Source organism: Thermus caldilimi (assembly GCF_004684245.1).
Classification (GTDB): Bacteria; Deinococcota; Deinococci; order Deinococcales; family Thermaceae; genus Thermus; species Thermus caldilimi.
The window spans coordinates 1602627-1624825 of sequence record NZ_CP038452.1 but is presented as its reverse complement, the minus strand read 5'-3'; the positions used below and the strand labels follow the sequence as shown (position 1 = coordinate 1624825).

Annotated in this window: 19 protein-coding genes and 5 pseudogenes; 14 read left to right on the top strand and 10 right to left on the bottom strand. The window is 66.3% G+C overall.

The annotated features are described in order from the left end of the window. Positions 1–8: 8 nt before the first annotated feature. From EBI04_RS08500 to EBI04_RS08490, 3 genes are read right to left on the bottom strand one after another with little or no spacing between them, the layout of a single operon-like run. Entirely contained in the window at positions 9–737 is a 729-nt protein-coding gene (locus tag EBI04_RS08500) for a pseudouridine synthase (protein WP_135257087.1), read from the bottom strand. Next, positions 734–1063 (bottom strand): nucleotidyltransferase domain-containing protein, encoded by a 330-nt coding sequence (locus EBI04_RS08495; RefSeq protein ID WP_240695268.1) that lies wholly within the window; start codon positions 1061–1063, stop codon positions 734–736. Before EBI04_RS08495 ends, EBI04_RS08500 begins: the two co-directional genes overlap by 4 nt. Next, positions 1044–1463: a HEPN domain-containing protein gene (locus EBI04_RS08490; protein ID WP_206202024.1), complete on the bottom strand. Its 420-nt coding sequence runs from the start codon at positions 1461–1463 to the stop codon at positions 1044–1046. The genes EBI04_RS08495 and EBI04_RS08490 overlap by 20 nt, the downstream gene beginning before the upstream one ends. Positions 1464–1482: 19 nt before the next feature. On the opposite strand from EBI04_RS08490, the gene EBI04_RS08485 reads away from it, so the two are divergent. Both EBI04_RS08485 and EBI04_RS08480 read left to right on the top strand, forming a co-directional pair. After that, the gene (locus EBI04_RS08485; protein ID WP_135257086.1) at positions 1483–2610 is read left to right on the top strand and encodes an alanyl-tRNA editing protein; all 1128 of its coding nucleotides are present in this window, start codon (positions 1483–1485) and stop codon (positions 2608–2610) included. Between the two features lie 4 nt (positions 2611–2614). Continuing rightward, a complete protein-coding gene (locus tag EBI04_RS08480) occupies positions 2615–3385 on the top strand; it encodes an SDR family NAD(P)-dependent oxidoreductase (protein ID WP_135257085.1) in 771 nt (256 codons plus the stop codon). Positions 3386–3417: 32 nt separating this feature from the next. Here EBI04_RS08480 and EBI04_RS08475 read toward each other — a convergent pair whose 3' ends face one another. After that, positions 3418–3960 carry an NAD(P)/FAD-dependent oxidoreductase gene (locus EBI04_RS08475; RefSeq protein ID WP_135257084.1) on the bottom strand — a complete coding sequence of 181 codons (543 nt, stop codon included), beginning with the start codon at positions 3958–3960 and terminating at the stop codon, positions 3418–3420. A 60-nt stretch (positions 3961–4020) separates the two neighbouring features. Here EBI04_RS08475 and EBI04_RS08470 point away from each other — a divergent pair, with 60 nt between their 5' ends. The 3 genes from EBI04_RS08470 to EBI04_RS08460 are packed head-to-tail and all read left to right on the top strand — an operon-like array spanning position 4021 to position 7559. Next, positions 4021–5373, top strand: a complete 1353-nt coding sequence (locus EBI04_RS08470) for a PASTA domain-containing protein (RefSeq protein ID WP_135257083.1) — start codon at positions 4021–4023, stop codon at positions 5371–5373. A 26-nt stretch (positions 5374–5399) separates the two neighbouring features. Further along, complete coding sequence (locus EBI04_RS08465; RefSeq protein WP_206202023.1) at positions 5400–5729, top strand: YraN family protein; 330 nt, start codon at positions 5400–5402, stop codon at positions 5727–5729. Positions 5730–5771: 42 nt separating this feature from the next. Next, entirely contained in the window at positions 5772–7559 is a 1788-nt protein-coding gene (locus tag EBI04_RS08460; RefSeq protein ID WP_135257081.1) for a menaquinone biosynthesis decarboxylase, read from the top strand. Between the two features lie 209 nt (positions 7560–7768). Here the strand turns inward: EBI04_RS08460 and EBI04_RS08455 are convergent. Next, positions 7769–7954, bottom strand: a pseudogene (locus EBI04_RS08455) (DUF4388 domain-containing protein); the annotation flags it as partial. A 72-nt stretch (positions 7955–8026) separates the two neighbouring features. Here EBI04_RS08455 and trmB point away from each other — a divergent pair. From trmB to EBI04_RS13995, 9 genes and pseudogenes are all read left to right on the top strand, one after another. Further along, entirely contained in the window at positions 8027–8962 is a 936-nt protein-coding gene (gene trmB / locus EBI04_RS08450; RefSeq protein ID WP_135257080.1) for a tRNA (guanosine(46)-N7)-methyltransferase TrmB, read from the top strand. Positions 8963–8983: 21 nt separating this feature from the next. Continuing rightward, a complete protein-coding gene (gene glmU / locus EBI04_RS08445) occupies positions 8984–10345 on the top strand; it encodes a bifunctional UDP-N-acetylglucosamine diphosphorylase/glucosamine-1-phosphate N-acetyltransferase GlmU (RefSeq protein WP_135257079.1) in 1362 nt (453 codons plus the stop codon). Positions 10346–10385: 40 nt separating this feature from the next. Further along, entirely contained in the window at positions 10386–10661 is a 276-nt protein-coding gene (locus tag EBI04_RS08440) for a TatA/E family twin arginine-targeting protein translocase (RefSeq protein WP_135257078.1), read from the top strand. Beyond that, positions 10658–11401, top strand: a complete 744-nt coding sequence (tatC, locus tag EBI04_RS08435) for a twin-arginine translocase subunit TatC (protein WP_135257077.1) — start codon at positions 10658–10660, stop codon at positions 11399–11401. The genes EBI04_RS08440 and tatC overlap by 4 nt, the downstream gene beginning before the upstream one ends. 33 nt (positions 11402–11434) lie before the next feature. Further along, complete coding sequence (locus tag EBI04_RS08430; RefSeq protein WP_135257076.1) at positions 11435–12499, top strand: bifunctional 3-deoxy-7-phosphoheptulonate synthase/chorismate mutase; 1065 nt, start codon at positions 11435–11437, stop codon at positions 12497–12499. After that, positions 12500–13444, top strand: a complete 945-nt coding sequence (locus EBI04_RS08425; RefSeq protein ID WP_135257075.1) for a 4Fe-4S dicluster domain-containing protein — start codon at positions 12500–12502, stop codon at positions 13442–13444. A gap of 162 nt (positions 13445–13606) precedes the next feature. Further along, positions 13607–15246: pseudogene (locus tag EBI04_RS08420) on the top strand (FAD-binding dehydrogenase). Between the two features lie 5 nt (positions 15247–15251). Next, complete coding sequence (mce, locus tag EBI04_RS08415) at positions 15252–15653, top strand: methylmalonyl-CoA epimerase (RefSeq protein WP_135257074.1); 402 nt, start codon at positions 15252–15254, stop codon at positions 15651–15653. Next, positions 15646–15957, top strand: a pseudogene (locus EBI04_RS13995) (VanZ family protein); the annotation flags it as partial. The gene mce and the pseudogene EBI04_RS13995, both read left to right, overlap by 8 nt. Here the strand turns inward: EBI04_RS13995 and EBI04_RS08405 are convergent. The 5 genes and pseudogenes from EBI04_RS08405 to EBI04_RS08385 all read right to left on the bottom strand — a co-directional run. Next, positions 15955–16635, bottom strand: a pseudogene (locus EBI04_RS08405) (SDR family NAD(P)-dependent oxidoreductase); the annotation flags it as partial. The pseudogenes EBI04_RS13995 and EBI04_RS08405 overlap by 3 nt on opposite strands. A 3-nt stretch (positions 16636–16638) precedes the next feature. After that, the gene (locus EBI04_RS08400) at positions 16639–17649 is read right to left on the bottom strand and encodes a hypothetical protein (RefSeq protein ID WP_135257073.1); all 1011 of its coding nucleotides are present in this window, start codon (positions 17647–17649) and stop codon (positions 16639–16641) included. After that, a pseudogene (locus tag EBI04_RS08395) lies at positions 17646–20143 on the bottom strand (LPS-assembly protein LptD). The gene EBI04_RS08400 and the pseudogene EBI04_RS08395 overlap by 4 nt, the downstream one beginning before the upstream one ends. After that, entirely contained in the window at positions 20140–21183 is a 1044-nt protein-coding gene (locus EBI04_RS08390) for an LptF/LptG family permease (protein ID WP_135257072.1), read from the bottom strand. Before EBI04_RS08390 ends, EBI04_RS08395 begins: the two are co-directional and overlap by 4 nt. Next, a complete protein-coding gene (locus EBI04_RS08385) occupies positions 21180–22190 on the bottom strand; it encodes an LptF/LptG family permease (protein WP_135257071.1) in 1011 nt (336 codons plus the stop codon). Before EBI04_RS08385 ends, EBI04_RS08390 begins: the two co-directional genes overlap by 4 nt. Positions 22191–22199: the final 9 nt, after the last annotated feature.

Here is a 22199-nt window from a genome sequence, read left to right as displayed (position 1 = left end):
GGAATGTATCACGTTCCCTGTGAACACTCCGTGAAAAGGCCCACCCCTTGGTATAGGGCCCCCTCCTCCTCCGGGGTAAGGGGACGGGCCTCCCCTAGGGGCAAGTCCCCCAGCTCCAGGAGGCCCAAGGCCAACCGCTTCAGGTAAACCACCCGGTTCCCCCGGGCCTGGAACATGCGCTTCACCTGGTGAAAGCGCCCTTCCCGCAGGACAAGCTCCACCCAAGTGGGATCTTCCCCCCAGGAAAGCGCCGCGGGCAGAAGCCGCTCGCCCTCCAGTATAAGCCCCTCGGCGAAGGCCCTTCGGTCCTCCTCCGTGGCCGGACGCTCCAGATGGACCAGGTAGCGCTTCTCCACCTTGTGCCGGGGGTGGGTGAGGCGGTGAAGGAGTTCGCCGTCGGTGGTGAAGAGGAGGAGCCCTTCCGTGTCCTTGTCCAGGCGGCCCACCGGGAAAAGGTCCCGGGTGGGAAAGCCCGAAAGGAGGACGTACACGCTCGGCTCCTCGGTCCGGCTCGTCACGTAGCCCGCGGGCTTGTGCAGGAGGATGTGGTGGTGGCGGCGAAGCGCCAGGGGCTTCCCGTCCACCTCCACGGGCACCCCTTCCGGCACGTGGAAGCCGGGGTCCCGCACCGCCTCCCCCGCCACCCGCACCCGCCCGGCCCGCACCAGGCGGGCCACCTCCTTGCGGCTCCCCAGGCCCAAGCGGGCCAGGAGCTTGTCGAGCCTTTCCCCCCTCATAGCTCCAAAGCCCCTTCCAGCCACCACAGGGCCCCTTTGGCCATGGCCTTGGCGAATTCCTCCGGGGTTAGGCCCTTGGCCTCCACCCGCCCGGGGTTAAGGCCCTGGAGGAGGAGGAAGCGTTCTAAGGGGTCTTTCGGCAGATGGGGGGAGACCACCAGGAGGTCGATGTCGCTTTCCAGGTTGAAGCTACCCCGGGCCACCGAGCCATAAAGGTAAACCCGGGCCTCTCCCAGGGTTTCCCGCACCCTTGTGGCGTAGGCTCGGGCCTCTTCCAGGAGGGCCTCCCAGGCGGCCATTCGCAGCCTAAGGGCTTCCGAGGCCACGCCAAACCTCCTCTGCCCATTTCAGAACGCCCTCGGCGGCCCTTAGGGCCTCCTCAGCCCGGGCCCGCGTGTAGTACTCGTAGGGGCTTCCCTCGGGGTAGGCATCGGGATAGCGGGCGGGAATGTAATGGGCGTCCAAGGTGCGCGCCTTTTCTTCCAAGGCTTCGGGGACCTCATGGCCCGCTTCCTTCAGCGCCTGGAGCAGGCGGATCAGGGCGTGTCCAAAGGCGGGCCGTCCTAGTCCCCGTAGCAGGCCCTTAAGGGCGTATTCCCCCGCCTGGTGGGCCTTAAAGCTGGCCCAGTCGTAGTCCCCTTCCTCCAGGTCCTGCTTTCCGGAGGCCAGGGTATGCTGGGCTTGTGCGTGCCATCTTGCCCATTCCTCCCAGTCCAGGGGTGCCATCCTCTTTATTCTAAAGGGCATGAGGCTTTACCAACTGGACAGCTACGCCACCCGCTTCCAAGCCCAAGTCGTGCGGGCCTGGAGCGATGAGAAGGGCCACCATGTCGTGCTTTCTCAAACCCTCTTTTACCCGGAGTCCGGAGGGCAACCTGCGGACACGGGGGTGCTGAAAGGAGAGTTTGGCCAGGTGCGGGTGCTTCACGTCTTTGAGGAGGCCAAGGCCTTCGGGGATGTGGTGCACCGTGTGGACGCCCTTATCCCCGAGGGAGCGGAGGTGGAGGGGGAGATTGACTGGAACCGGCGCTTCCGCCACATGCAGCGCCACACCGCCCAGCATATCCTTTCCCAGGCCCTGCTCAGGGCCGGGGGGTACCACACCGTTGCCGTGAGCCTGGATAGCCCGGTTTCCACCGTGGACCTCGAGGAGGAAGTAGAGGAGGCCAAGCTGCAAGAGGCCGAAGCCTTGGCCAACTTTGCCGTGTACGCGGACTACCCCATAGAGGCCTTTGGGGTTTCTGAGGAGGAGCTTACCCGTTACCCTTTAAGGCGGCCTCCCAAGGTTCAGGGCCAGGTGCGCCTGGTGCGGATTGGGGACTTCGACCTGGCGGCCTGCGGGGGCACCCACTTGAGAAGCAGTGCCCAGGCGGGCCCCATCAAGGTCCTGAAGTGGGAGCGGTATAAGGGGGGAAGCCGGGTGTACTTCATGGCGGGGTGGGAGGCTTTGGAGGATTACCATGCCAAGCACGCCCTGCTTTCCCGCTTAGCCCTTTCCTTCTCCACCAGCCCCCTGGAGCTGGAAAAACCGGTGCGCCGGCTTCAGGAGGAGGTGTACGCCCTAAAGGGCGAGAACCTGGAGCTTAAGGGGGCTTTGGTGGAGGCCCTCCTGCCCCGGGCCCTCGAGGAGAGGGTGCTCCTGGTGCCGGCTTCCGTCCTGGGGGACCTGGCCAAGAGGCTTCTTTCCTGGAGCGAGAAGACCTTTTTGCTCCTGTCCCCCGAGGGCCGCTTCGCCACCCTGGGCCCCGGCCGGCAGGAGGTTTTGGAAAGGCTCAAGGCCCTTGGGGCCAGGGGCGGGGGAAAAGAGGTGGTCCAGGGAAGCCTGCCCAAGGACAAGGTGGCCGCCGCCTTGGACCCGGGCCTCGTAAGCTAAGGCCATGGGGCTTTTTGAGGGAAGGGGAGTCTTGGTGACGGGAGCGGCCCGGGGTATCGGCCGGGCCATCGCCCGGGCCTTTGCCCGGGAAGGGGCCTTGGTAGCCCTTTGCGACCTGCATCCCCAGGGGCGGGGGGTGGCGGAGGAGATCGGGGGCTTCTTCGTGCAGGCGGACCTGGCCGAGGAGAGGGACCGGGTGCGTTTCGTGGAGGAGGCAGCCCATGCTCTGGGACGGGTGGACGTGCTGGTCAATAATGCGGCCATCAGCGCCCCAGGGTCGGCCCTGACCGTGAAGCTCCCCGAGTGGCGAAGGGTTTTGGAGGTGAACATCACCGCCCCCATGCACCTCTCGGCCTTAGCGGCTCGGGAAATGGTCAAGGTGGGGGGCGGGGCCATCGTGAACGTGGCCAGCGTCCAGGGGCTTTTCGCCGAGCAGGAAAACGCCGCCTACAACGCTTCCAAGGGAGGGCTGGTCAACCTCACCCGTTCCTTGGCCCTGGACCTGGCTCCCTTGGGCATCCGGGTGAACGCCGTGGCCCCGGGGGCCATCGCCACGGAGGCGGTGCTGGAGGCCATCGCTCTTTCCGAGGACCCGGAGAGAACCCGCCGGGACTGGGAGGACCTCCACGCCCTGAGGAGGCTGGGCCAGCCTGAGGAAGTGGCGGAGGCGGTACTCTTCCTGGCCTCGGAAAAGGCCAGCTTCATCACTGGGGCCATTCTCCCCGTGGATGGGGGAATGACCGCCAGCTTCATGATGGCGGGAAGGCCAGTTTAAAGCCCACCGCCGGAGCAGAAGTCCCAAGCAGGTCAGGTGGCGTGGTCTTTGTAGGGCTCCCCACGCAGGTCGGAGATCAGGTGCACGGCCACGTAGGCCCCGTCCCCTGCGCTCACGATGGCGTGTCCCGGCACCTTGCCCCGGGCCACCCCGGCGGCGTAGACCCTGGGATAGCTGGTACGGCCGGCCTCGTCGGTTTCTATGTGGACTCCCTTGCGGGTAAGGCCCAGGAGGGAGGGTAGAGTGGGGTCTTTGTGGGTGCAGAGGAGAAGCCTTTCCGCTTCCACCACGCCCTCCTCGGTTTCCACTTCAAAGACCCCTCCCAGGTCCCGCACCCCCGTGACCACGCCCCTTTGGATCTCTGCCCCGTAGCGGCGGGCGTGCTCTTTGAGCCTCTCTATGAGCTCCTCGCCCGAGGGTTCGTCCAGAAGGCCAGGGTAGTTGGGAACCCGGCTCACCTGGGCGATCTTGGAATGGCCTCCGTCCAGCACCAGGACCTTAAGCCCGGCCCTGGCGAGGAAAAGGGCCGCGGAAAGACCCGAGGGGCCGCCGCCTACCACGAGAACGTCCCACATACCTTTTAGAGTATATGGGTCGGGAACGGAGGAGAGAAGGCAAGGTATAATCGGCGGCGCATGATCTTGGACGACCGCTACCCGGTGCTGGAAACCCTCGAGGAGAAGGAGGGGATCACCCTTTATCGGGTGGAGGGCGGGGTGGTTTTCTTTTTCCAGGTGCGCACCCCCGAGGACAAGGAGCGCTTTTACCGGTACCGGGCGGCCATCAAACGCTTAGGGGAGCTTGGGCTTGTGGAGGCGGTGGTTTCCGCCAAGCCCGGGCGTTACTACGCCTTTTTTCCGGAACGTCCCCTGGCCCGGAAAGTGCCGCCCCGGGCTGCCCTCGAGGCCCTGGCTCCCTTGGGTTTTGGCCCGGAGCATCTGGCCATGGCCGAGGAGGGGGTGGCCTATCTGTCCCCCTGGCCCCTGGGTTCTTCCCGGCGGGCCTTGGCCCAGGCTCCTTCCCGCTTTCGGCCAAGCTTTCTGCTTGGGGTGGCCCCGGGCCTCCTCCTCTTCCTCCTGGGGCTGTGGCTTTTTTCCCAAGGGGTTTACCGCTACTTCAATCCCCCGGAGTACGCTGTGCCGAACCTGGTGGGCAAAACCGCCAGGGAGGCCTTTCTCCTTTTGAAGGATACGGGGCTCAGGCTGGAGGTGGTGGAGGGGAACGACCCGACCAAGCCCAAGGAGGTGGTGCTGGCCCAAGAGCCTCCACCGGGAACCCGCCTTAGGGCGGGGCGCACCGTGCGCCTCACCCTGAACCAAGCCCGGCTGAATCCCCTGCCCGAGCTGAAGGGGCTGCGCCCGGAGGAGGCGGAGGCCAGGCTCACCGAGCTGGGCTACCGCTTGGCCGGGGTGGCCCAGGTGGAAAGCCCAGAGCCTCTGGGCACGGTCCTGGCCAGCGATCCACCCCCTGGTACTCCTTTGCCCCCTGGGGCCACGGTGTGGCTTCTGGTCTCCCGGGGAGCTTCCCTGGGTCCCGCGGTGCCCCTTCCCCAGCTCACGGGTTTAAGCCAAAAGGAAGCGCTTTTCCTCCTGAACGCCATGGGTCTGCAGGTCCAGGTGGAGGAGGTGCCCTCCGGAGCTCCGCCTGGGACGGTGTTGGCCCAGGAGCCCGCCCCTGGCACCCCCATGCCGCCGGGAAGCGGGGTGCGCCTAAGGGTGGCGGCAAGGGGAGAGGTGCTGGTGGGGGCTTTGGGCCCTTCCCTTCCCCCCCAGCCCGAGGCCCGCACCGTGACCCTGGCCCTGGACCTTCCCCGGGAGGCGGAGGGACGCCAGGTGCGCTTGGTGCTTTTGGACGACCGGGGGGAGCACCTGGTTTACGAGGGGGAAGGACGGGAGGGCTTGAGGGTTTCGGGTACCTATGAGGTGGTGGGGGAGGCCCGCTTCCGCCTTTACCTGGATGGGGAGCTCTTCCAGGAGTGGGCTCCCTGAGGTTTCCCTGGTTGGGGGAGGAGGGTGTGAAAGGGGGTTGGGCCGAGGACCTGGCGCTTGCCTACCTCCTTGGGCAAGGCTACCGGCTTCTTGGCCGCAACCGCCGCACCCCCTTTGGCGAGGTGGACCTGTTTCTGGAAAAGGACGGAATTTATGTGCTGGTGGAGGTCAAGCAAAGGAGCTCGGGGACTTACGGCACGCCCCTCGAGGCCCTCACCCCCCAAAAGGTGGAACGTCTGCTTCAGAGCGCCCGCTACCTTTTGCGCCGGGACGACCTCCCGGTGAGGCTCGAGGCTATCCTGGTCCATGGGACCCCGAGGGCCCACCGGATAGAGCACCTGGTGTTGGAAGTGTAGGCGGCAATCCTCACGGCTTTTCCCCTTTGGGTAAGCTTGGGGGTGTTTAGGAACCTCGAGGCCTACCTCCAAGCCCTGGAGAGGCGGGGGGAGCTCAAGCGGATCAGGATACCCGTTTCCAGCGAGCTGGAGATCACGGAGATCGCCGACCGCATGGTGAAGACAGGGGGTCCCGCGCTCCTTTTTGAACAGGTGGTGGGTAAGGACTTCCCCGTGGCCATCGGCCTCTTCGGCACCCGGGAGCGCACCGCCTTTGCCCTGGGGGTTCGGGACCTGGACGAGCTTTCTGAGAAGGTGGCCCGCTTGCTGGAGTTGAAGCCGGGAAGGGGGGGGATCTCCGCCCTCATGGGCCTTCTTCCCAAGCTTCCCCTTCTTAGAGGGTTCTTCCCCCGATGGGTGGGGAGGGCCCCGGTGCAGGAGGTGATCCTGAAGGGAGAGGCAGTGGATCTCTCCCGCCTTCCCGTCCTGAAGTGCTGGCCCTTGGACGGAGGGCCCTTCCTCACCCTACCCCTGGTGATCACCAAGGATCCGGAAACCGGGGAGCTCAACGTGGGCATGTACCGCATGCAGGTTCTGGATAAAAAGAGCACGGCCATGCACTGGCAGCTCCACAAGGTGGGCCGCCAGCACCTGGAAAAAGCCAGGAGGCTGGGGAAAAAGCTGGAGGTGGCCGTGGCCCTGGGGGGGGATCCCATCCTCACCTACGCCGCCACCGCCCCCTTACCTCCCTTGCCCGGGGTAAGCGAGTTCCACCTGGCGGGATTCCTGCGGGGCGCGCCCCTGGAGCTCACCCGGGGCGTCACCGTGGACCTCCCTGTCCCCGCCGAGGCGGAGTTCGTGCTGGAGGGTTACATTGACCCGGAGGAACCTTTGGTGGAGGAGGGTCCCTTTGGGGACCACACGGGCTTCTATACCCCGGTGGACCTCTATCCCCGTTTCCACGTGACCGCCCTCACCCACCGGAAAAGGGCCATCTACCCCGCCACCATCGTGGGGGTACCTCCCATGGAGGACGCCTACCTCATCGAGGCTTCCGAGCGCCTTTTCCTGCCGCCTTTGCGCCTTATTCTCCCCGAGGTGGTGGACTACCACATGCCCCCGGAAGGGGTGGCCCACAACTGGGTGAACGTGGCCTTGCACAAGGCCTATCCGGGCCAGGCCTACAAGGTGGCCTATGGGATGCTGGGGCTGGGGCAGATGATGTTCGCCAAGGTGATCGTGGCCGTGGATGGGGATGTCCCGGTGAGGCCGGGTTTTCCAACTCTTTTGGAAGCCCTCAAGCATGCCCTGCCCGGGCGGGATACCCTTCTTCTTCGGGGGCCTATGGATGTGCTGGACCATAGCTCGAGGAGCTTTGCCTTTGGTGGGAAGCTTCTTGTGGACGGGACCCGCAAGCTCCCCGAGGAGGGAGGGGAGGTGCCCTTCACCCCTCGGGCGCACCCCGAGCTCCCCCAGGATCCGGAGGCCCTGGCCCAAAGGCAGTGGCCGGGCGTCTGGGGGGTTACCTTGCGCAAGGAGCGGCCTGGGCAGGCCTTGGCCCTGGCGGAAAGGCTCCTAAGGACTCCCAAGAGCGCGGGCATCCGGCTCCTGCTCCTCGCCGACCACAACACCGCCCTCACCCCCGAGGAGCTCCTTTGGGGGGTGCTCAACAACATCGACCCCGAGCGGGACGCCCGGGTGATGGAAGGGGTGGAGGGGCCGGTTTTGGTCCTGGACGGCACCCGCAAGCTCCCCGAGGAGGACTTCCAGCGGGTGTGGCCCGAGCGCATCCGCATGGACGAGCGGGTCAAGGCCCTGGTGGAAAGCCGCTGGCAGGAGTACGGCCTCTAGCCCGAGCGCAGAACCCGGTTGCGCAGGAGGCCGCTCCGGAGCGCCCGCACACCTCCCGGTGAAGCCGGCCCTTCCGGACCTCGTGAAGGCCCTCGAGCTCCTCGGGCCTCGCCCCAAGCTCCCTTGCGGTCCAGAGGGCGTATGGGGTTTCATAGCCCCACCCCGTTGAGGGGCTGGCCCAAAAGCCCTAGGCGGCCGCTTTCCATTTGCCTGGCGGCCAGGGCCTCCAGGGGCTTGCCGCACTGGTCGATGGACCGGATATATCCGGGCTTCAAGTAAAGGGTGGTGGCGGGAATATCCTTAAGGTTCCAAATTTCCAGGGCTCCCTCCTTGTGGGCGAGAAGCTGGAGGAGCTCCTCGAGGGGCAGCGCATTGAGGCTTCCCAACAGGGCCATAACCCGACTTCCTGCCCTCACCCTAGAGCCCTCCTGTGAAAACGATTTGAAAAGGCCGTATAATCCCCCCTTGTGCTGGTGCGGCCCGCTCTTCTTCCCCTTTGGCCTCCCCGGTCGGCAGACCTCTTTGGCCGGGAGGGGCTTTTGGTCCTCGAGGTGGGCTTTGGCGACGGGCGCTTCACCGCGGAGCTTGCCAAGGCCCATCCGGAATGGCTCATCCTGGGCGCTGAGGTCTCGGCGGCCAGCGTCCTTAGGGCCTACCGGCGCCTGCGCCGGGAGGGGATAGGGAACGTGCGCTTTTACCACGGGCAAGGCCCCTTCGCCCTGAGGAACCTGGTGCCCCCGGGGAGCCTGAGGCGGGTTATCGTCAACTTCCCCGATCCCTGGCCTAAGAAGCGGCACCAGCGGAAGCGGCTTTTGCAGGAGGGATTTTTCCGCAGGCTCTCCACTAGGCTCGTGGAGGGCGGGGACCTCCTCCTCACCACCGACCACGAGGAGTACTTCCGCTTCGCCCTGGAGGAGGCGGAGCGGAGTGGGCTTTACCGGGTGGAGGTTAAGGAGCCCCCGGAGGCCCACCTGCGCACCAAGTATGCCCTCAAGTGGAAGGAGGCGGGCCGGGCCTTTTTCCATGCGGTGTTCACCAAGGTGGCCGAGGATCCCACGCCTTGGCCGCCCACAAGGAGGTATGAGGTGGCCCATGCGCTGTTAAGGGGGGAACTGCCCAAGGAGCTTACCCTTGCCCAGGCTCCCGTGGCCATCCCCGGAGGGGTGGCGGTCTTTTTGGAGTTGGCCCGGGGGGAGGAAGGGCTTTACGTGCTCACCCACGTGGAGGAGGAGGACCTCACCCAGGATTTGCTTCTGGAGGTGAGGAGGAGTGCCCACGGGCTCTATGCGGGGGTTAGCCGCTTTGGTAGCCCTCTCATCACCGAGGGGGTGAAGGGGGCGGTGCGGGCCCTGGTGCGGGAGCTGGAGAGGGTGGGCCTCGAGGTGGTCCAGGACCACACCTAGCCCAGGCTCTAAAATGGCCCCATGCACGCCCATGTGATCCTAGCCGCCGGGCAGGGGACCCGCATGAGGTCCCGCCTGCCCAAGGTACTCCATCCCCTCCTCGGCAAGCCCATGCTGGCCTATGCGGTGGAAACCGCCCTGGCCCTGGAACCCCAAAGGCTGGTGGTGGTGGTGGGGCATGGAGCCGAGCAAGTGATGGAGGTCCTAAAGGTCTATCCGGTGGAGGTGGCGGTGCAGGAGGAGCAGCTTGGCACCGCCCATGCCCTTTTGCAGGCGGAGGCCTTGTTAAAGGACTTTCCTGGCCCCACCCTGGTCACCCAGGGGGATACGCCCCTTCTTCGCCCGGAAACCCTAAAGGATCTTCTGGAAAGGGTGGAGGAGGGAGTGGGGATGGCCCTCCTCACCGTGGAGCTTCCCGACCCCACCGGCTACGGCCGCATCCTGCGCCAGGGGGAGGAGGTCTTGGGCAGCGTGGAGGAGAAGGATGCCTCCCCTGAGGTCAGGGCCATCCGGGAGGTGAACGCTGGGGCCTATGCCTTTGACGGCTTCCTCTTCCAGGCCCTCAAGGAGGTGCGAAACGAAAACGCCGCCCGCGAGTACTACCTCCCCGACCTCATCGCCATCTACCGGGCCAGGGGGCGGAGGGTGGTGGCGGTGAAGGGCGTGGTGGAGGAAGCCTTGGGGGTGAACACCCGGGAGGAACTCGCCCGGGTGGAGGGGGTACTCCTTGCCGCCCTCCGCCGGGAGTGGATGCTGAGGGGGGTGCGGATGATCCTTCCCGAGAGCATCTACCTGGAGGCCAGCGTGGAGCTGGCCCCGGACGTGACCCTCTGGCCGGGGGTGGTGCTTAAGGGCAAGACCCGCATCGGCGAGGGGGCGGAGGTGGGACCCTATGCGGTCCTCGAGGACACCCTCCTGGAACCGGGGGCCCGGGTCCTGGCCCACACCGTGGCCCAGGGGGCGGTGATCGGCAGGGGAGCCGACGCCGGGCCCTTCGCCCGCCTACGCCCCGGGGCCGTTCTCAGGGAAGGAGCCCACGTGGGCAACTTCGTGGAGGTGAAGAATAGCCTCCTCCAGCCTGGGGTCAAGGCGGGGCACCTGGCCTATTTGGGGGATGCCGAGGTGGGGGAGGGCACCAACATCGGGGCCGGGGTCATCACCGCCAACTACGATGGTAAGCGCAAGCACAGAACCTTCATCGGCAAGGGGGCCTTCATCGGCTCCAACGCCGTCTTGGTGGCCCCGGTCAAGGTGGGGGATGGGGCCATGGTGGGGGCGGGGAGCGTGATCACCCACGATGTGCCCGAGGATGCCCTAGCCATAGCGCGGGAGAGGCAACGGAACCTCGAGGGCTACGCCCGGCGCAAGCGGGAGGGGGACTAGGGTTTCACCTTCCTTTCAGCCCGGGTGCTAAACTGGGGGTATGAACCTGGGCATGCCGGAAATCCTGGTGATCTTGGTGGTGGCCCTTCTTCTCTTCGGGCCCAAGAAGCTTCCTGAGCTCGGCCGTTCCCTCGGCCAGAGCATCCGGGAGTTCAAGCGGGGGGCCCAGGAGATCCGGGAGGAGCTGGAGAAGAGCGTGGACGTGCGGGAGGAAAAGGGCCCGGAAGGGGCTAGGCTGGCTAGGGAGAAGCCGGTTTCCGAGGCTTCCTCCAAGGCCCCTGAGGTTTCCGAACCCCAAGAGGAGCGCAAGGCTTGAAGGAAGCCCCACTGGTTGAACACCTGGAGGAGCTCAGGGCCCGTATCCTCTGGTCCCTGGTGGCCTGGGTGGTGGGTACGGGGGTGGCCTGGAGTTTTAGGGTCCAGCTTCTGGAGTGGCTGAAGCGGCCCTTGGACCTGGCGGCCCAGCAGAACCACATCCAGGTGAACCTCATCGTCTTGGACATCACCGAGCCCTTCTTGGTTTCCCTTAAGGTGGCGGCCTTCGGGGGGCTGGTCTTGGCCCTGCCCTTCATCGTCTACCAGGTCTGGGCCTTCATCGCCCCGGGGCTTTACGAGCACGAGAAGCGGCTGGCGGTGCCCTTCTTGCTGGGGGCTGGGTTTAGCTTCGCCTTGGGGGCCCTCTTCGCCTACTACGGCTTCTTGCCCTTCGCCATACCCTTCCTCCTGGGCTTTTTGGGTGAGGTCATCACCCCGCAGATCTCCATCGGCCGCTACATGGGCCAGGTCCTCATGATGATGGGGGTCATGGGCCTGATCTTTGAGATGCCGGTGGTGAGCTACTTGCTGGCCCGCCTGGGAATCCTTTCCTCCGCCTTTCTGGCCCGCAACTGGCGGATCGCCGTGGTCCTCCTCCTCACCCTGGCGGCGGTCATCACCCCCACGGTGGATGTGGTGTCCCTCTCCATCGTCACCATTCCCCTCCTGGTCCTTTACTGGATCTCCGTGCTGGTGGCCAGGGTGGCGGAGCGGGCTAGGCCTAAGGAAGAAGCTGCTTGACAATCGCGTGGGGTTTGGCCCATAGAATAGCCCATGGACGAGCGCATCCTGGCCCTGCGCAAAGAGGTGGACCGGGTTAACCGGGAAATCCTTCGCCTCCTCTCCGAGCGGGGAAGGCTGGTGCAGGAAATCGGCCGTATCCAGACCGAGCTTGGCCTGCCCCACTACGACCCCAAGCGAGAGGAGGAGATGCTGGCCTACCTCACCGCCGAAAACCCTGGTCCCTTTCCCGCGGAAACCATCCGCAAGCTTTTTAAGGAGATCTTCCAGGCCAGCCTGGACCTCGAGGAGCAGCAGGACCAGAAGAAGTTCCTTTACTCCCGCAGGCACAAGCCCGAGCCCACTCGCGTGCGGGTGAAGGGCGTGGTCTTCGGGGAGAAGCCCCTCCTCATCGCCGGCCCTTGCTCCATCGAGTCCGAGGAGCAGATGATGGAAACCGCCCGCTTCCTTTCCACCAAGGGAGTTAAGGTTCTAAGGGGCGGGGCCTTCAAGCCCAGGACCAGCCCCTATGGCTTCCAGGGCCTGGGGGTGGAGGGGCTGAAGCTCGGCCGCAGGGCGGCGGAGGCTTTCGGCATGGTCTTCGTCACCGAGGTCATGGACACCCGGGACGTGGAGGTGGTGGCGGAGTATGCGGACATCCTCCAAATTGGGGCCCGGAACATGCAGAACTTCGCCCTCCTCAAGGAGGTGGGGCGTTCGGGCAAACCCGTCCTCCTCAAGCGGGGGCTTTCCGCCACCATGGAGGAGTGGTTCTACGCCGCGGAGTACATCCTCTCCCAGGGCAACGAGCAGGTCATCCTGGCGGAAAGGGGCATCCGCACCTTCGAGCGCTGGACGCGAAACACCCTGGACCTCTCCGCCGTGGCCCTGGCCAAGCAGGAAACCCACCTGCCCGTGGTGGTGGACGTGACCCATGCCGCCGGGCGCACCGACCTCCTGGCCCCCCTGGCCCGGGCGGCCCTGGCGGTGGGGGCGGACGGGGTGCACGTGGAGGTCCACCCCAACCCCAAGGTGGCCCTCTCCGACAACCAGCAGCAGATGGACTTCCGGCAGTTTGAGGCCTTCCTGCGGGCCATAGAGGACCTCCTAGGGGCGTGAATGGGCTTTCTGGATAACCTTTTGAACGCCTTTCTCAAGGCCACGGACCCCAGGCCCCGCTACACGGAGGCCCGTTGCCTCCTCTACAAGAACAGCGTGGGGGGGTGCGACCGCTGTTACCAGGTTTGCCCCAAGGGGGCGGTGCGCCTGGAGAGTTTCCGGGTGGAGCTGGACGAGGTTTCCTGCACGGGGTGCGGCCTCTGCACCGGGGTCTGCCCCGGCATCGCCCTGGAGTACCCCTTGGGGGGCATCCAGGAGGCCTTGATCCGGGGCAAGGGACAGATCCGCTGCTCCAAGGCGGAGGGCAAGGGAGAGGAGGTTTTGTGCCTGGGCCGCCTGACCCCGGGGCTTCTGGCGGAGGCGGGAAGCCGCTTCGGGAAGGTGATCCTGGCCCGGGGGGATTGCGCCTCCTGCAGGATCGGGGGGCCTGCGGTGCCCGAGCACCTGGAGAGGATGGTGGAGGAAGCCCAGCGCTACCACCCCGTGGAGGTGGAGGTGATCCAAGGGGAGCTTCCCGGGGAGAAGGTGGGGCGGCGGGAGCTCTTTCAGGCCCTCATGGGCAGCGCCCGGCGCACCGCCGCCGACCTGGTGCCCGAGCTTCCCCTTCCTGCCCCGGAACCTGAGGTAAAGGGCCCGCCAGCGGAGCTTCGCCTCCGCTTCTTGGCGGCCAGGCGGGCCGCCCAGGTGCGCTGGCCCAGGATCCAGGTGGAGGAGGGATGCACCCTCTGCCCAGTGTGCACCAACGTCTGCCCCACGGAGGCGGTCTACCGGGTGCGGGAGGGGGAGGAGTATGTGCTTAGGCTCAAGGTGGAGGCCTGCACGGGGTGCGGGGCCTGTGTGGAGAGCTGCCCGCCCCAGGTGATCCGCCTCGAGGAGGCGGGTAAGGAGGAGCTTTTTCAGGAGCTGGAGCTTTACCGGGGAAGGCCTCCTTGGTACGATCTCTGAGCCTTGGGCGGGATCCGGCTGGCTAGAGGGTTTTGCCCCGTGTGAACCGGCCTTTTGGGAGTTTCCCCGGGCTTTCCCCCTGGGGGAGGGCAGGATTTCTGGGAAAGGGTCATGGCCCTCTTTCCGAAAGAATCCTGAACTTGGTATAAAGGGAAGCAGACCATGGAAGCCGACGCCGTCGTGGTAGGGGGTGGACTGGCCGGACTGGTGGCGGCCACGGAGATTGCGGGGACCGGTAGGCGGGTTTTTCTCCTAGAGCAGGAGCCTTACCTGGGAGGTCAAGCCTACTGGTCCTTCGGGGGGCTTTTCCTGGTGGATTCCCCGGAACAACAGCGCCTGGGTATCCGGGACTCCCTGGAGCTCGCTCGGGAGGACTGGTTCGGGGCGGCGGGGTTTGACAGGGAGACGGACTCATGGGGTAGGCGTTTCGCCGAGGCCTATCTGGAGTTTGCCGCCGGCGAGAAGCGGGCCTGGCTTACCTCCTTAGGAGTCCGTTTCTTCCCCGTGGTGGGCTGGGCGGAGCGCGGAGGGGGCCTTGCCCTTGGCCATGGCAACTCCGTTCCCCGCTTCCACATCGTATGGGGGACGGGGCCGGGGCTCCTGGAGCCCTTCCTGCGGCGGGTTCAGGAGTTGCAGGACAGGGGTTTGCTTAAAGTTTTTCTCCGCCATCGTGTGGAGGAGGTCCTGCTGGAGAAGGGCCGGGTGGTGGGGGTCATGGGGATCGTTCTGGAGCCGGACACCGTTCCCCGGGGGCGCCCTCGAGTCGTAAGCCCAAGGGGGAGTTTCGCCTCCTAGCCCAGGCGGTGGTTCTGACCACGGGAGGTATTGGGGGCAACCTGGAGTTGGTGCGGCGGTTTTGGCCCGAGCGCATGGGCAAGCCCCCGGGAAGGATGCTCTCTGGGGTACCGGACCACGTGGATGGCTCCGGCCTCCTCCTTGCTGAGCGGGCGGGGGCTGCTCTCGTCAACCTGGACCGCATGTGGCACTACCCCGAGGGGGTGGAGAACCATACCCCCATCTGGAGCCACCACGGGATCCGCATCCTCCCCGGTCCCTCACCCCTCTGGCTGGACGCTGCTGGGAAACGCTTACCCCCACCGCTTTTCCCGGGGTTTGACGCCCTCGAGGCCCTCCGTCACCTGCGGGGTACGGGGTTTGACTGGAGCTGGTTCCTCCTGGATCGCAAGACCCTGGCCAAGGAGTTTGCCCTCTCGGGATCGGAGCAAAATCCGGACCTAACTGGGAGGAGCTGGCCTCTGGTGCTCCGAAACCGCCTCTTTGGCCCTGCAGCGCCGGTGCGGACCTTTTTACAAAGGGGGAAGGACTTCTTGGTGGCGGAGGACCTTTCCGAGCTCATGCGCCAGATGGACGCCCTGGCCCCTGGGGTCCTGGACCCGGTGCGGCTGGAGAGGGAGGTGAAGGCCAGGGACCGGGAGCTTTCCAACCCTTTCTGCAAGGACGCACAGCTTTTGGCCGTCCAGGGATTCCGGCGCTATCTGGGAGATCAGCTCTTCCGCGTGGCCAAACCCCACCCCTTCTTAGGCGGCAGGGGTGGTCCCTTGGTGGCGGTACGCCTTTGGACCCTGACCCGCAAGACCCTAGGGGGTATTCAAACCGACCTCAAGGGGCGGGCTCTCTCCCTCCAAGGGGAACCCGTGCCGGGCCTTTTTGCCGCAGGGGAGGTGGCGGGATTTGGCGGTGGAGGGATGCACGGGTATAAGGCTCTGGAGGGAACCTTTTTGGGGGGATGCCTGTTCTCTGGGCTTTCGGCTGCCAAGGGGGTGACGGAGGAGCTAGGATAGTTCCCATGTGCTTACACCACGTGGGCATTGCGGTGGAGGACTTAGAGGAGGCCAAGGCCCGTTACGGGCTTTTGGGCTTTGGCGTGGTGGCGGAAGGGGAGGTGGCCACCCAGGGGGTGCGGGTGGCCCTGCTCCGGGGGGAAGGGGAGACCCTTTTGGAACTCCTCGCCCCCTTGGGCCCGGACACCCCCGTGGGCCGCTTCCTGGCCAAGCGGGGTCCCGGGCTTCACCATCTGGCCTTTGGCACCTCCCGGATTGAGGAGGAGCTTGCCCGGCTGAAGGGGGCGGGAGCCAGGCCCATCGACGAGGTCCCCCGGCCGGGTTTTGGCGGGCACCGGGTGGCTTTCCTCCACCCCGGCTTTGGCCTCGGGGTGCTTTGGGAACTGGTGGAGACGGAGGGTGCGTAGGCCAGGGTTCCGCTGGGTGCCGGCCCTGCTCGCCCTGGGGGAGATAGGGCTACTCTGGTGGCTTTCGGACCAACCCGCCACCGGGATGGGCCTGCCCTATCCCTGGGACAAGGGCGCCCATTTCCTGGCCTATGGGCTTTTGGGCTTCCTCCTGGGGGTGGCCTTCGGGGATTTCCGTCCCGCCCTCCTCCTGGCTGCCCTCTACGGGCTGGTGGACGAGTGGCACCAAAGTTGGGTTCCCGGACGGGAGGCCTTCGGCTGGGACCTTGTGGCGGACTTCCTGGGGGCCTATCTGGGGGCTAAGTGGGGGGTAGATAGGGAGCTCCAGAAGCCTTCCGCCCTTGGCGGAGGCGGCCAGGAGGATGGCCTCGGCGACGAGTTCCGGGGCGATCCAGCGGCTGGGGTCGGCCTCCGGCATGGCCTTCCGGTTGGCCTCGGTGTCCAGGGTGCCCATGGGGTAGACGAGGAGGAAGCGCACCCCCTGCACCTCCCCCTGGAGGGAGCGGACGAGGCTGGCCAAGGCGGTCTTGGCCATAGTGTAGAGGGCTCTTCCTGGGCCAGCTCCCGTCCAGGCGGGGCCGGCGGCCATGGCGGCGAAAAAACCTTGGCCTCGAGCCTCCAGGTAGGGCAGGGTGGCCTTGAGGAGGTTGAAGGTGGTGCGCAGGTTCAGGTCCAGAAGCCAGTCGTAAAGCCCGGGGTCCGAGTCCAAAAAGCGCCCGGCCGCGAACCCGCCCACGGTGTGCACCACCCCGAAAAGGGGAGCCTCCCGCTCCACGAAGCGGGCCAAGGCCTCGGCCTCCTCCAGCCGGGTGAGGTCGGCCACGAAGGTCTTGGCCCCGTAGGCCCGGGCCCGTTCCGCCATACGTTCCTCCCGGGGGTCGGAGAGGAAAAGCCGGGCCCCGGCGCGGTGCAGGGCAGGGATCACCGCCCGGGCCAAGGCCCCCCCGGCCCCCGTGACCAAGAAGGCTTTACCCTGGAGCATGCCTCATTCTACCGGGACAAAGGCCAGGGAGGTGGGGTTGAAGCCTAAGGGGGTGCTTCGCACTAGGAGGGGCGGCGTGGGTACCAGGTCGTACACCTCGAGGGCCGTCCCCTGGGCCAGGTAGAGGTAACCGTCCTGCCCCACCAGGCCTGCGCTGTAGGTCTCGAAGGGCTGCTGAGGGCCCGAGTCCTTGGGAAAGAGCACTTGGAAGCCCTGGCCGTAGACCACCCCGCCCCCCACGGGGTCTAGGGCTAGGTGGCTCGGCCGGGGGAAGTCCCCCAGGACCTTACGGCTGGTGAGGACATCCCCCTTCAGGGCGTAAAGGCGCACTTCCGTGGTGGTGGCGGCGAGCCCCAAGAGCTGCCCCTGACCCCGGTCTGTTTGGAGGTCAAAAGGGCCTTGGGAAGGTAAGGGGTCCAGGGGTTTTTCCAGGCTGGGGGTGCCCGCGGGGTCTAGGGTGGGACGGTAGCCCAGGGCCTGGGGGGTCAAGTAGCCCAGGAGGTCCAGGGTTCCCTGGGGGAAGAGGGCCAGGCGCACCCCGTTCCCCGGGGGCAGGCCGGTGAGGTCGGCCTCCTGGAGGGCGCTCAGGTCGGAGAGGGCCAGGAGGAAGGCCCGGCCCGTGGCGGGGCAGTGGGCGAGGAGCCGGCCCTGCCCCAAACGCAGGTGCCCTCCGGTGCAGTCCGCAGGAAGGGAAGCCAAGGAGGGGGTCCCCTGCGGGGCGGCGTCCGCCGTGAAGCCCGTGGTGTCATAGGCTTCCACCCGGTCGGGGAAGAGGAGGTAGAGCTTTTGAAAGGCGTTGCTATAGGCCAGGTCCTGAAGACCCGGGGTGCTCCAGGTGGCCACCGGGTTGACCCCTCCCCCCTGGAGGTCTTGGGCCCGGTAGAAGCGCACCTGGTCTTGACCGCCCGCTGCCACCAGGGCGGGGAGGGGGGGTTCTTGGCTTCCGGTGCAGGCGGTGAGGAACAGGGCCAAAAGGGGTCCAAGGGCGTACGTGAGCTGTTTGCTGTGTCTCATGGCGTACCTCCCAACCTCACCCCCTCCTCGGAGAGGAGGAGGCCCGCCGCCTGGCCCCCGTAGAGGAAGGCCAAGCCCACAGCCCCCTTTTGTGCGTCCAGGGTGAAGCGCAGGGCCCAGCAGCAGCGGTCCAGGACCAGGAGAAAGCGGGGCTTTAGGGCCTCCCCAGGGAGGTTTTGCGTGAGAAGGGCGGCCAGGTGGAGCTTGGTGTTTTCCCGCCCCACGAAGGTAAGGGTGGGGCCGAAGCTTCTGAGGGCCAGGGCGTACCCCTCAGGCCTTTGGGGCTGGCGGGTGTAGGTGAGGCTCCCAGAAAAGGCGAGGCCGGGGATGGCCCCTTCCCCTTCCGCGTCCACGGGGGTGGGTTTCCAAAGCTCCGCTCCCCCGCTGAAGGTCAGGTCCCGCAGGTAGACCCCTGGGTCGTCCACCTCTGGCAGGTGCAGGTTGGCGTTTAAGCGGAAGCCCACCTCGGGGAGGGCCTGGGTCAAGCCCAGGCGCAGATTGGTGGTCCGGAAGCCCTCCCGGTACTGCCCGGAAAGCTCCAGGTCCAGCAGGGGTCCTGGGGTGATCCCGGAGCGGTAGCCCAGGGCGTAGCCCAGAGCCTGGGGATCCAGGGTGGTCCGCAAGGAGAGGCTTTCCGGACCGAGGATGGCCTGGCCTTGGAGGGTGAGGATGCCCTGCTGCCAGTCCCGCCTCCCCTGCAGGGTGTAAGCGGTGACCCCCTCCCGCAGGGCAAGGGTGAGGTCGGTGGTGAGGGCCCCTTTGCCGTTCAGGTCGTGGCGGTGGCTCAGGTTCAGGCTTCCCCCGGGAAGGGCGTAGCCTGCCTGGAGAAAAAGGGGATCAAAGAGGGCCTGCGCGTGGTCGTAGCGGAGGCTTGCCCTGAAGGAGAAGGGGTAGGGGGTGAGGCCCCCCTCCAGGCGGGTTTCTAGGGGGCCCTCGCCCTCCAGGCCGCGGCGGTGGGCCAGGGTCAGGGCGTAGCCTGGGTCCTGGAGGGCGGCTTGGGCCTCGAGGGGCAGGTACTTCCCCGCCTCCAGGTCCCTCCCTGACTTCAGGCTGAGGAGGAGCGGCCTTTCCTGAAAGCCCAGGGAGAGGGTGGCCTGGTGGCTTCGCCTTTGGGGTATGGCGTCAAAGCGGAAGGGGGTTTCCCCCTCCTGGACGCTTCGGGCATAGCCCACCTCCATGCTGAACCCCCCCAGGCTTTGCCGCAGGCTGGCCGAGGTGGTCCAGTCCACCTGCCGCTCGTGCTCCCCATCAGGGTTTTGCGTGGTGTAGTAGAAGCCCCGGAAGCGGTTTTCCGCCCGGAAGCTGGCCCCGGGCCAGGGGGCAAGGGCGAGGCTTTCGCTGTGGGCAAGGAGGGCCCTTCCGGCCTCGGCGTAGGGCCCAAGGGCCCGGGCGGAGCGGTTTAGGGGGTTGGTTTCCGCCAGGTAGCGGCCCACGAGGAGGCTTCCCTGGACGCTGAAAGGCCCCTCCCTTAGGACGGGGCTTTGCACCTCCAGCTCGGGCAGGCGCTGAAGGGTGCGGGGAGGTGGGGTGGTGGGGTCGTGGTCTATGAAGCCCTCCAGCCTTAAGGCGTAGCGCCACTCCCCCGGCGCGGGGGTGCCGGGGAGGAGGCCTTCTAAGCGGAAGCGGGAGAGCTTTTCCCGGGTGTCGTCCCGTTCCAGGAGAGCGCTTAGGGAAAACTCCTGCCGCTTTAGGGCGTACTCCCCCCGGTACTGGAAGGTGTCCGGGGGGTGTGGAGGAAGAAGTAGTGCTCCTTGGCCTCCCCGGTGCCGAAGTGGTCAAAGCCAAACCCGTAGCCCCGGCCCTGGTAGTAGGAGAGAAGGGTAAATCCCAGGCCGAAGTCGGCCACGTAGGGCAAAGCGGCCTTCAGGTAAAAGCCCCCCTCGTCCTGCCCCACCTCCAACCGGGGCCGGCGCTCGGAGAGGAAGAGAAGGAGAACGGGAAGCTCCAGAACCGGCTTTTCCTGCACCAGAACCACCACCCCCCGGGCCACCACCCGGTCCCCTGGGTAGAGGACGATCTCCCGGGCGCGGAAGGCGTAGTCCGGCACCTCCTGGCCGCAAGCGTTGCAAGGGGTGGCGTAGCCGTTTTCCAGGAGGATGGCCCCTGCCACCCGCTGGCAAAGGGGGCCGGTGAGGAGGAGATCCTTGGCCTCGAGGCGCACCTCCAGGGCGTCAAAGCTTTCGTCGGAAAGGTCGATCTGAAGTTCCTCCGCCTCCACAAGCCTTCCCTCCCGGTCCCGGTAGCGCACCCCTTCCGAGAGGAAAAGGAGCTTACGCGTGCGAAAGTAGGTGGCCCTTCCCGCTTCGATGGCCTCCCCATCCCACTCCAGGCGCACGGGGTTGCCGGTGAGCACATAGACCTCCTCCCCTCCTTCCTGTCTCAGCTCCAGCTTTTCCGCCTCCAGGATCTTCAGCACCTTCTCCTGGGCCCAGGCGGGGACCCAGAGGAAAAGGAGGACCAGGGCCAGGGTGGTCCAAGGCCTTTTGGGCCTCACCTGCGCCCTCCCAGGAAGAGCAGAAGCCCCAGAAGGCCATAGGCCAGGTTGGGCCCCCAGGCGGCGAGGAGGGGGTCTAGGGCGTTTTGCTCCCCCATGATCCGCCCCACGCTCCAGGTGGCGTAGTAAAAGAAGGTGAGGACCGCCACCCCCACAAGCCCCAGGCTCCGGGACCCCCCGAGGAGATAGAAGGCAAGCCCCGTGGCGAAGAGGGCGAAGACGAGGCTGGCGGCTGGCTCGGCATAGCGGCGGTAGTAGGTGGTGGCCTCGAGGCCCGCCTTCACCCCGCTTTTCCTAAGCCTTTCCACCTCCTCTTTGAGCTCCTTTAAGGTCATGCGGTTTGCCGGGTTCTGCCAGGGCTCAAAGGTGAGGTCCCTGAGGACCAGTTCCCCCTCTTGAAAGCGGGTCAGGGTCCTGGGCCTATCCCCCTCGTAGGTGACCCTTAAGCCCTTTTCCACCTGCAAGACCCCTCCTTGGAACCTCCCCTCCTCCGCTAGGACCACCTCTTCTTGCGAAAGGATTCTAAGCTTTCCGATCCTGTCCTGGGCCACCTCTCCCACGTAGACCACCCTGCCCCTGGCATCCTGGAAAGTGGTGCCCGGGGTGAGAAGGGCCCTGGGCCGTTCCAGCACCTGCCTGCGAAGAAGGTCCTGCCCCTGGGCCAGGGCTTTGGGCACCAGGCTTTCCCCCAAAAGGAAGCCCAAAAGGGCCAAAAGCGCCCCGAGGCCCAAAAAGGGTAAAAGCACGCGTTCCCGCCTTAGCCCCAGGGCCAGGAGGGCCTTGAGCTCCGAGTCCTCACCCAGGCGGGAGAGGAGGAAGAGCAGGGCGAAGAGGTAGGCCACGGGAGCCCCCCGCACCAGGGCCTCGGGGGTGCGGTAGAAGAGGTAGAGGAGAAGGGTGTAGGGATCCGCGCCCTTGGCCACCAGGGGGGCCAGGACCTCGTAGACCGCTCCGGCCAGGAAGAGAAGGACGATGACCGCAAGCCCCAGGCTGAAGTGAGCCAGGACCTCGCGCAGGAGGTAACGGTCCAGGGTCTTCATCTGAGCCTCCAGGTAAGGTAAAGGGCCAAGGCGGCGAAGAAGGCGTTGGGCAGGAAGGCCAAGAGGGGGTTCACGTCGTAGCGGGCGAGCTGGGCGCTCAGGGTCCAGAGCACGTAGTAGCCGAAGATGAGGAGGACGATGCTGAGGAAGGCCCAGGCAGCCTCCCGGAAGGAAAGCCCCAAGGCGGCCGCCACCAGGCCCAGGAAGAAGCCCCCGAGGGCATCCGCGAGCCGGCGGTACAGGGCGAAGTGGGCGCTGGGCTCCACCTGGCTCCTTTCCCAAAGCTCCCACAGGGTGGAGGAGTCGTAGGGATCGCGGGAGCCCAGGCTTTCCTTGGGGCGGAACCGGGCGGGGAAGGGAAGGGTGCCGGCAAAGGGCTTGGGCTTTCCCCCCTCCAGGACGTACCCCCGGAAGTGCCACCCCTCCTTGTCCCAGACTCCTTCTTGGCCGCTGTAGACCCGGCCCCTTTGGTCCACCACCCGGATGCCGTAGAGGCGGTTTTGCCCCACCTCGGGCCGCACCTCCTCCGCATAGTAGACCCCGAGGCCCTCCGCAGCGTAAAGCTGCTTGCGCAACACCCCGCTTAGGCCCTGTTCCCCGTAGAGGAGCCGGGCTAGGTGTTGGTCGTAGGCCTCGAGGGCCCTGGGGCGAAGCTCGGCCAGGTTGAGGAGGTTGAAGAAGTTCACCAGAAGGGCCAGAAGCGCCAGGGGTTTCAGAAGGGCCCAAGGGGGTACGCCCGTGGCGTAGGCCGCCTTCAACTCCGATTGGCGGATGAGGCGGGCGAGGCCCACCAAGATGGCGAAGACCAGGCCCAAGGGAAGGGCCAGGCTCAGGGTCCAGGGCAGGCGGTAGAGGATGAGCTGGGCGATGGCCTCCACGCCGGCTCCCCGGCTTAGAAGCACCCCGGAGAGGCTGGAGAGGAGGTCAAAGGTGAGGAGGGCCACGAAAAGCAGGACCCCCACCAGGTAGGGGACCAGGACCTCCTTGAGGACATACCGGCCCAGCACCAGGCCGAG